Origin of the sequence: Komagataeibacter intermedius TF2 (genome assembly GCF_000964425.1) — a bacterium.
Taxonomy (GTDB): Bacteria; Pseudomonadota; Alphaproteobacteria; order Acetobacterales; family Acetobacteraceae; genus Komagataeibacter; species Komagataeibacter intermedius.
Map to the genome: position 1 here is coordinate 92,366 of NZ_BANF01000007.1, position 8,174 is coordinate 100,539.

Annotated in this window: 9 protein-coding genes; 4 read left to right on the forward strand and 5 right to left on the reverse strand. The window is 65.6% G+C overall.

Annotated elements, in window-relative coordinates:
• Positions 1 to 23: 23 nt before the first annotated feature.
• Genes B7449_RS01025 through B7449_RS01040 form a run of 4 tightly spaced genes read left to right on the forward strand, consistent with a single transcriptional unit; the run spans position 24 to position 3,604 of the window.
• The gene (locus tag B7449_RS01025; RefSeq protein ID WP_039732607.1) at positions 24 to 629 is read left to right on the forward strand and encodes a YjbE family putative metal transport protein; all 606 of its coding nucleotides are present in this window, start codon (positions 24 to 26) and stop codon (positions 627 to 629) included.
• On the forward strand, positions 629 to 2,605 hold the full coding sequence (locus B7449_RS23475) for a lytic transglycosylase domain-containing protein (protein ID WP_048883127.1): 1,977 nt from the start codon (positions 629 to 631) through the stop codon (positions 2,603 to 2,605). The genes B7449_RS01025 and B7449_RS23475 overlap by 1 nt, the downstream gene beginning before the upstream one ends.
• Entirely contained in the window at positions 2,605 to 3,069 is a 465-nt protein-coding gene (locus B7449_RS01035) for a phosphatidylglycerophosphatase A family protein (RefSeq protein ID WP_039732606.1), read from the forward strand. Before B7449_RS23475 ends, B7449_RS01035 begins: the two co-directional genes overlap by 1 nt.
• Positions 3,070 to 3,100: 31 nt before the next feature.
• Positions 3,101 to 3,604, forward strand: a complete 504-nt coding sequence (locus tag B7449_RS01040; RefSeq protein WP_039732605.1) for a CinA family protein — start codon at positions 3,101 to 3,103, stop codon at positions 3,602 to 3,604.
• A gap of 167 nt (positions 3,605 to 3,771) precedes the next feature.
• Here the strand turns inward: B7449_RS01040 and B7449_RS01045 are convergent, their stop codons facing one another.
• The 5 genes from B7449_RS01045 to B7449_RS01065 all read right to left on the reverse strand — a co-directional run.
• Positions 3,772 to 4,065: a hypothetical protein gene (locus tag B7449_RS01045; RefSeq protein ID WP_199858325.1), complete on the reverse strand. Its 294-nt coding sequence runs from the start codon at positions 4,063 to 4,065 to the stop codon at positions 3,772 to 3,774.
• A 39-nt stretch (positions 4,066 to 4,104) separates the two neighbouring features.
• Entirely contained in the window at positions 4,105 to 4,593 is a 489-nt protein-coding gene (locus tag B7449_RS01050) for a type II toxin-antitoxin system RatA family toxin (protein WP_039732604.1), read from the reverse strand.
• Positions 4,593 to 5,585, reverse strand: a complete 993-nt coding sequence (gene lipA, locus B7449_RS01055) for a lipoyl synthase (RefSeq protein ID WP_039732603.1) — start codon at positions 5,583 to 5,585, stop codon at positions 4,593 to 4,595. The genes B7449_RS01050 and lipA overlap by 1 nt, the downstream gene beginning before the upstream one ends.
• A gap of 234 nt (positions 5,586 to 5,819) precedes the next feature.
• Positions 5,820 to 7,229 carry a dihydrolipoyl dehydrogenase gene (lpdA, locus tag B7449_RS01060; RefSeq protein ID WP_039732601.1) on the reverse strand — a complete coding sequence of 470 codons (1,410 nt, stop codon included), beginning with the start codon at positions 7,227 to 7,229 and terminating at the stop codon, positions 5,820 to 5,822.
• Positions 7,230 to 7,241: 12 nt separating this feature from the next.
• Positions 7,242 to 8,174 (reverse strand): 2-oxo acid dehydrogenase subunit E2 (locus B7449_RS01065; RefSeq protein ID WP_048883128.1); only part of this gene is annotated, 933 nt, incomplete at its 5' end.

Here is an 8,174-nt window from a genome sequence, read left to right on the forward strand (position 1 = left end):
TCCCCCAGGAACGTATCTTGCCCATGTCTGCCATTTTTTCCCCCTCCTCCCTGTACGCGCTGGCGCAGGTTGTCCTGATCGACGTTACCCTGGCGGGGGACAACGCCATCGTGGTGGGCATGGCGGTGCGCAACCTGCCGCATGCCTCGCGCCGAATCGCCATACTGTGCGGCGTGCTGGGGGCGGCGGTCATACGGATCTGCCTGGCGCTGGTGGCGGTCAGGCTGCTGGCCATCATCGGGCTGACACTGGCGGGCGGGCTGCTGCTGCTGTGGGTGTGCTGGCGCATGTACCGCGAAATGCGCGGCGATGCCCATGTGGAGGGCGGCACCCCGGCCCCCGCATCGCTGCGCAACGCCATCATCCGCATCATCGTGGCCGACCTGTCCATGAGCCTTGATAACGTGCTGGCGGTGGCGGGCGCTGCGGGCGAGCACATGGGCGTGCTGGTGGCGGGGCTGGTCATATCGGTGGTCATGATGGCGGTGGCGGCATCGCTGATCGCCCGCCTGCTGGAACGCTACCGCTGGATTTCGTGGATCGGGCTGCTGGTGGTGCTGGCAGTGGCGATCGAACTGATCGTCAAGGGCGGGGGCGAGGTCTGGACCCATGTGGGAGGGGCCGCGTAATGCCGCGCCGCACCTGTCGCGCCCGTGTGGCGGGGATGGGCCTTGTCGCGGGGCTGACGCTGCTGGCTCCCGCCCCGCTGCATGCCGCCCCGGCGCCCGCGGGGCCACAGGGCGGCTGGCCCACGCCAGGGCAGGCCGCGACCGGCAATGCCGATGATGATCCCGTCGCCGCAAAACTGCTGGTGTACCTGCGCCTGCTGTCAGCCAGTGGCACGGCGGAGGAATACGCCACCTTCCTGACCGAAAACCCGTCATGGCCGCTGCGGCCACTCATGCAGGCGCGGTTCCAGCAGGCGCTGGCGACCGAACCCGATGACGCGGTCGCCGGCGCATTATGCAGCCGCCTGCAACTGACGGACGTGCACGCCCTGCAGCGTTGCGCGCACGCGGCCCCGCGCCCCGCCGCACTGGACAGCTGGGCCCGCGTGGCGTGGGTCAACCACGCCGACACGCAGGGCGAAACGCAGGCCATGCTGTCCACCTTCGGCCCCGTGCTGACGCCACAGGACCACTGGCTGCGATTCGACCGGCAGGAACGCGCGGGCCGGATCGACGCGGCGACGCGGCAGGTCGTCATGCTGGACACCATACAGCAGCCCGTCGCCCGTGCCCGCCTTGCCTTCCGCCGCAATGACCCCCATGCCGAGGACACGCTGGCCACCCTGCCGCCGGAACAGCAGGCCGACGGCGCGCTGGTGCTGGACCGCCTGCGCTGGCTGCACCACGCCCAGCGGCTGGATGAGGCGCTGGCCCTGTGGCACGAACGCGGGGTGGAGACGGAAAAGCAGCAGACCCCGGCGGTCGCCGCCGTGTTCTGGCGCGAACGCGACGCCATGGCACGCGACCTGCTGCTGGCCCACCGCACGGATGATGCGCTGTTCATGGCCAATGACACTGCCGATATCGGGTCGGCCACCCATTATGACGCGCTGTTCCTGACCGGGTGGATCAGGCTGGAATACCTGCATGACGCCGATCACGCACTGGCCGATTTCACGCCGCTGGCGCAGGCCGTGCCCGTCATTACCCGCAGTCGCGGGCTGTACTGGGCGGGGCGCGCGCTGTGGGCGCAGGGACGGCACGCGGCGGCGAAGGCGCAGTGGGAGCAGGCCGCGGCACTGGCCAACACGTTTTATGGGCAGATGGCCATTGAACGGCTGGCAGGCGACCGCATGAACCAGCTGGTGGCGCCCAACCAGGCGGGGCAGCAGATCCGCCGCTTCCTGCTGCGCGAACGCGAACCTGCCCCCAGCGTGTCTGATTCGGTGCATTTCGACACGAGCGACCTGGCGCGCGCTGCCGAAATACTGGTGGCGTGGGGCGACCGGCACCATGCCCGTGACTTCATCCTCGCCCTTGATGCGCAGGATACCGGCCCGATGAAACACGTTCTGGCCGCGCGCATGGCGACCCGCCTTGGCATTCCCGACGCCGCCGTAATGGTGGCCCGACTGGCCGGAAAGGACGGGCTGACGCTGGTTCATGAAGGCTGGCCGCGCGTCTACAGCCCGCCGACCTCCACCCTGCCCGCCGATGTGGAACTGGCGGTGGCGCGGCAGGAAAGCGGGTTTGACGCGGGCGTGGTCAGCCCCGCCCACGCGGTGGGGCTGATGCAGCTGCTGGTGCCCACCGCGCGCGAGGTGGCGCGCAAGGCCGGGCTGAACGTGAATGTCAGCGCAGCCAGCCTGACCGACCCGCAGCTGAACATGCGGCTGGGGGCGGCCTACCTGTCTGACATCGCGCAGCGCATGGGCGGCGCGGTGCCGTACGTGGCCGCCGCCTACAATGCCGGGCCGCACCGCACGGATGGCTGGCTTGAGACATTGGGCAATCCCGCGCGCGACACGCCACAGCCGGACGCCATGCTGGACTGGATCGAAAGCATCCCCTTTGGGGAGACACGCAACTACGTTGAACGGGTGGAGGAGAACATGGCCATTTACCAGGCAACCGACCCGGCGGCGGGTCACGGCTGATGGCGCGCCCCCTGTCCCACCTGATCGCCAGTTTTGGCGGCACGGGCTTCGCCCCCCGCGCGCCGGGCACCGTGGGGTCGTTCGCGGCCCTGATCGTGGGCGTGCCGCTGCTGGGGCACTGGATCTGGATGGCGCTGGCGGTACTGGTGTGCACGGCGGTGGGCTACCGTGCGACGGAACTGGCCTCCAACGGGGAAGACCACGGCTGGATCGTGATTGATGAGGTCGCGGGCATGTGGCTGGCCATGTTCCCGCTGGCCCCCCTGCCGCTTTCGGCCCTGCGCTGGGCGGATGTGCTGTGGCTTCTGCTTGCCTTCGCCCTGTTCCGCCTGTTTGACATTACCAAGCCCGGCCCGGTGGGCTGGTTCGACCGCAGGCATGACGCCATCGGCATCATGGGGGACGACATCGTGGCCGGGATCATGGCGGACGTCATCCTGACAGGCATCCGTTTCCTCGCCTGATGCGTTAGGACGGGAAAGGAGACCATACCCGATGCTACCTGATACATTCCTTGCCCACATGCCCGACGCGCTGGCCCGCTTCCGTTCGGCCGGGTGCCGGATCGTCACGGCGGAAAGCTGCACCGGCGGCCTGCTGGCTGCGGCCCTGACCGAAGCCGCCGGGTCGTCCGATGTCGTGGCGGGCGGGTTTGTCACCTATTCCAACAGCATGAAGACCCATGCGCTGGGCGTGTCCGCGAAACTGCTGGAGCAGTACGGCGCCGTCAGCCGCGAAGTCGCCGCCGCCATGGCGCAGGGCGCGCTGGCCCATGCGCCCGATGCCAACCTGTCCATCGCCATTACCGGCATTGCCGGCCCCGGGGGCGCCACCCGCGACAAGCCGGTCGGGCTGGTCTGGTTCGCGGTGGGCACCAGCGGCGCGGTGGACACGGTATCGCACATTTTCTCGGGCGAGCGATGGGACGTGCGCACGCAGGCCGTCCGCACTGCGCTGGCCCTGCTGCTGGATCATGCAGGGCGGCTGGCGGCGGAATAGACTGGTTGCAGAGGTTTCCTCAGAACAACACCCTGATAAAAATAAAAGTTTCCACGGCCGCCATTTTTCGAAAAAGGCGGAGGTCCCTGACGCTTTGTGAAAAAAGCTTCACCAGGACCTTCTTTTATTTCCAATCAGCCTTGCGGGTGGGCTTTTAAAATCGCCCCCTAGTACCCGGCGACCGTACTGCCGGTTTCAGGCACCCGGATGACGGGCGCGGTCTGGCCGGTTCCGGCTGCCTGCACCGGCTGTCCGGGGGCGGCTGCCGTTGCCGGGGCAGCAGGCTGCCTGAGCGAAGCCCGGGCCTTCTGCAGGCTCTGGTTGTTCAGATCGGCGGTTTCCGCGTCACTGGCGGCGACGGAATCGCTGTCTGCGTGGTGATGCGGCGCGGGTGCTGCAAACGCAGGCTGCGCCATGCACAGCAGAACACCCCCCGCCATGGCGGTCAGAATGGTTTTCATGATCGGTCTTTCCCTGTCCGGTTTTACGAAGGAGGGGCGTCAGGCATTGCCGGCCTTGGCCGGGCCGACGGACTGTCCCGGCGCGGCGACCGCAGGCGGCGGCCCGTAAATGTCACGCGCCCGGCGGATGAAGGCGGACACCATAAGCCGCACGGCCTCGTTGAACACCACGCCAATGGCCGCCTGCAGCAGGCGGGAACGGAATTCGAAGTCCACGAAGAAATCGACCAGGCAGCCACGCGGTTCCGGCGTGAAGGTCCATACGTTGTTCAGGTAACGGAACGGACCTTTTTCATAACTGACACGGATGGTGTCCGGCGCTTCCAGCAGCACGCGGCTGGTAAAGGTTTCCCGGAAGGGACCAAAGCCAATGGTCAGGTCGGCCACCAGTTCGGTCGCCGTGCGGGTCCGCACGCGCGCCCCCGTGCACCACGGCAGGAACTGGGGGTATTTCCCGACGTCGGCCACCAGGTCAAAAAGCTGGCTGGGGGAATAGGCAATAAGCCGACGTTCGGCATGGGTGGGCATCACTTCATCTCCGTTGCGCCACGTTCTGTCCGCAGGCGTTGTTCACGTGCGGCGCGCAATTCCGCAAAATCAGAGTCCGCATGATACGACGACCGTGTCAGTGGCGAGGAACTGACCTGCAGGAACCCCTTCACACGGGCCATGCCCGCATAATCGGCGAATTCCTCGGGTGTGACAAACCGGGCCACCGCAGCATGCTTCACTGTTGGTTGGAGATATTGCCCCAGTGTGATGAAATCAACGTCCGCAATCCGCAGATCATCCATGACCTGAAGTATTTCGGGCCGGTCTTCCCCCAATCCCAGCATCAGTCCCGATTTTGTGAAGATGGACGGGTCCATCCGTTTCACGTCATCCAGCAGGCGCATCGACTGGTAATACCGCGCGCCGGGCCGGATGGAGGGATACAGCCGGGGCACGGTTTCCAGATTATGGTTGAACACATCAGGCCGGGCGCGGACCACGACCTCCAGACTGCCCGGCTTGCGCAGGAAGTCGGGCGTCAGGATTTCGATGGTGGTGTCGGGCGCTGCCGCCCGTATGGCCCCGATCACCCGCGCAAAGTGGTGCGCGCCGCCATCGGGCAAGTCGTCACGATCCACCGATGTTATGACAACATGGCGCAGGCCCAGTTTCGCCACCGCGTCGGCCACACGTTCGGGTTCGTCAGCATCCAGCGCATGGGGCAGGCCCGTGGTGACATTGCAGAATGCACACGCACGGGTGCAGATTTCACCCATGATCATCATGGTGGCGTGGCGCTGGGACCAGCATTCACCAATGTTGGGGCAGGCTGCTTCCTCGCACACCGTCACCAGCTTGTTGTCGCGCATGAGCTTGCGCGTCTCGTGATAGGTGGGGTGGTTGGGCGCGCGCACGCGGATCCAGTCGGGCTTGCGCGCGATGGGGTTGTCGGGCCGGTGTGCCTTTTCCGGGTGCCGCTGTGCGGCCTCCCCTTTCTTCCGGTGATCGATCATCAAACGCACGGACATGACGCAAAAATTCCCGTAAACAGGCAGATAATCAGAAGTGTAACGCCTGCCCCACCACGTCAAGCGTTCTTGCCGCCTTCGTCCCGGCAGGGGATCACAACCGCACGATCAGCGCGTCCGGCCCCTGCCCCGCAGATATGGAAAAAGTTTTCAGGCGTCATCTTTTTTCAAAAAGGTGACATGCCCTGAAGCTTTCTGAAAAAAGCTTCACCAAAACCTTTTCCTTTTTATCAATCAGATATGCAGCGCCCCGTCATAGGCCGCCAGCACCGCTTCGTGCATGGTTTCCGATATGGTGGGATGCGGGAAGATGGTTTCCTTCAGTTCCGCATCCGTCAGTTCCCCGGTGCGGGCAATGACGTATCCCTGGATCATTTCGGTCACTTCGGGACCAACCATGTGCGCGCCCAGCAGTTCGCCGGTCGCGTCATCGAATATGGTCTTGACCATGCCTTCGGGCTCACCCATCGCAATCGCCTTGCCATTGCCGATGAAGGGGAAACGCCCGACACGCAGCTTATGGCCCGCCGCCTTCGCCCTTTCTTCCGTCATGCCGACAGATGCCACTTGCGGGCGGCAGTAGGTGCAGCCGGGAATGTTCAGCGGGTTGATCGGGTGGACGCTGCGGCCCGCGATCTGTTCGGCCACCATCACGCCTTCATGGCTGGCCTTGTGCGCAAGCCACGGGGCACCGGCGATGTCGCCAATGGCATAGACCCCCTTCTCCCCCGTGCGGCAGTAGGGATCGACCTTGATATGGGTGCGGTCCACCTCAATCGCGGTGCCCTCAAGGCCGATATTCTCGACATTGCCGACAATGCCCACCGCCGAGATCACGCGCTCCACCGTGACCTGCCGGGTCTTGCCACCCACGGTCACGTCAATGGTGACGGAACTGTCGCCCTTCCTGATCGCGCCCAGCTTTGCCCCGGTCAGGATCTTCATCCCCTGCTTTTCCAGCGCCTTGCGGGCAAAGGCGCTGATTTCCGCGTCTTCCACCGGCAGGATGCGGTCGGCAACTTCCACAATCGTCACCTCCGCACCCATGTTGCGGTAGAAGGAAGCGAATTCCACCCCGATCGCCCCGGACCCGATCACCAGCAGGCTGCGCGGCAGTTCGGTCGGCACCATGGCCTCACGATAGGACCAGACCAGCTTGCCATCGGGTTCCAGCCCCGGCAGCACGCGGGCACGCGCACCCGTGGCCACGATCACGCCGGGCGCGGTCAGGGTGGCGGTTTCCTTGCCATCGACACTGACCGACACCTTGCGTTGCCCGCCCGCGGTGCCTGCCAGCCTGCCAAACCCGTTGATGACGGTGACCTTGTGCTTTTTCAGCAGGTGGGCGACACCTGCCGAAAGCTGGGCCGAAACATCACGCGACCGCTTGACCACCCTAGCGAAGTCAAAGCGCACGTTGTCGGCGGCAAACCCGAATTCGTCCAGATTGTGCAGCATGTGGTTGATTTCGGACGCGCGCAGCAGCGCCTTGGTCGGGATACAGCCCCAGTTGAGGCAGATGCCCCCAAGCTGCGCCGCCTCGACCACCGCGACCTTCAGGCCAAGCTGGCCCGCGCGAATGGCCGCGACATAGCCGCCCGGTCCGCCGCCAATGACAATGACATCAAATTGCGTGGTGCTCATAAGACCGTTTCCTCAGACCACAAGGCTCATGGGGTTTTCAACCACGGTGCGGAAGGCCGACACCCATTCCGCCGCCAGCGCGCCATCCACCACGCGGTGGTCAACCGACAGGGTGACGGTCATGACCGTAGCGATGGTGATGTCATTGCCCTTGACCACCGGCCTGCGTTCCCCCGCCGCAATGGCGAGGATCGCGGCCTGTGGCGGGTTAAGAATGGCGGAAAACGCCTTCACCCCGTACATCCCCATGTTGGAAATGGAGAACGTGCCGCCCTGGAATTCCTCCGGCTTCAGCTTGCCCGCGCGGGCACGGGCCACCAGGTCGCGTGTCTCCAGGCTGATCTGGCGCAGGCCCTTGGTATCGGCATTGCGGACGATGGGCGTGATCAGCCCGTCGGGGATGGAGACGGCAACGGAAATATCCACGTCGTCATACACCAGCATCGCATCATCGGTGTAGGCCACGTTGACCTTCGGCACGCGGCGCAGCGTGATGGCGGCGGCCTTCACCAGCATGTCGTTGACGGAAATCTTGTACGCGCCCGGTCCCTCGTCGGGGGCCGCGGCATTGAGCTGGCTGCGCAGGGCCAGCAGCGCATCAAGCTCCACATCCATTTCCACATAGAAATGCGGAACGGTGCTCTTCGCTTCCGTCAGCCTGCGCGCGATGACCTTGCGCATGGTGGAATGCGGCACGCTTTCGTACCCGGCCGCCGCCACGGGGGGCGTTGCAGGCGCTGCCGGTTTCGGCGCGGGCACTGGCGCCGGTGCGGTGGCGGCCTGTTCCACATCCCGGCGCACGATCCGCCCGTTGGGGCCGCTGCCCTTCAGCGTGGACAGGTCGATACCCTTCCGTGCCGCGATCCGGCGCGCCAGCGGGGAGGCAAAGAGACGCCTGCCCCCACCCGCCGGTGCGGCCTGTGGCGCGGCGGCCGGGGCTGTGAC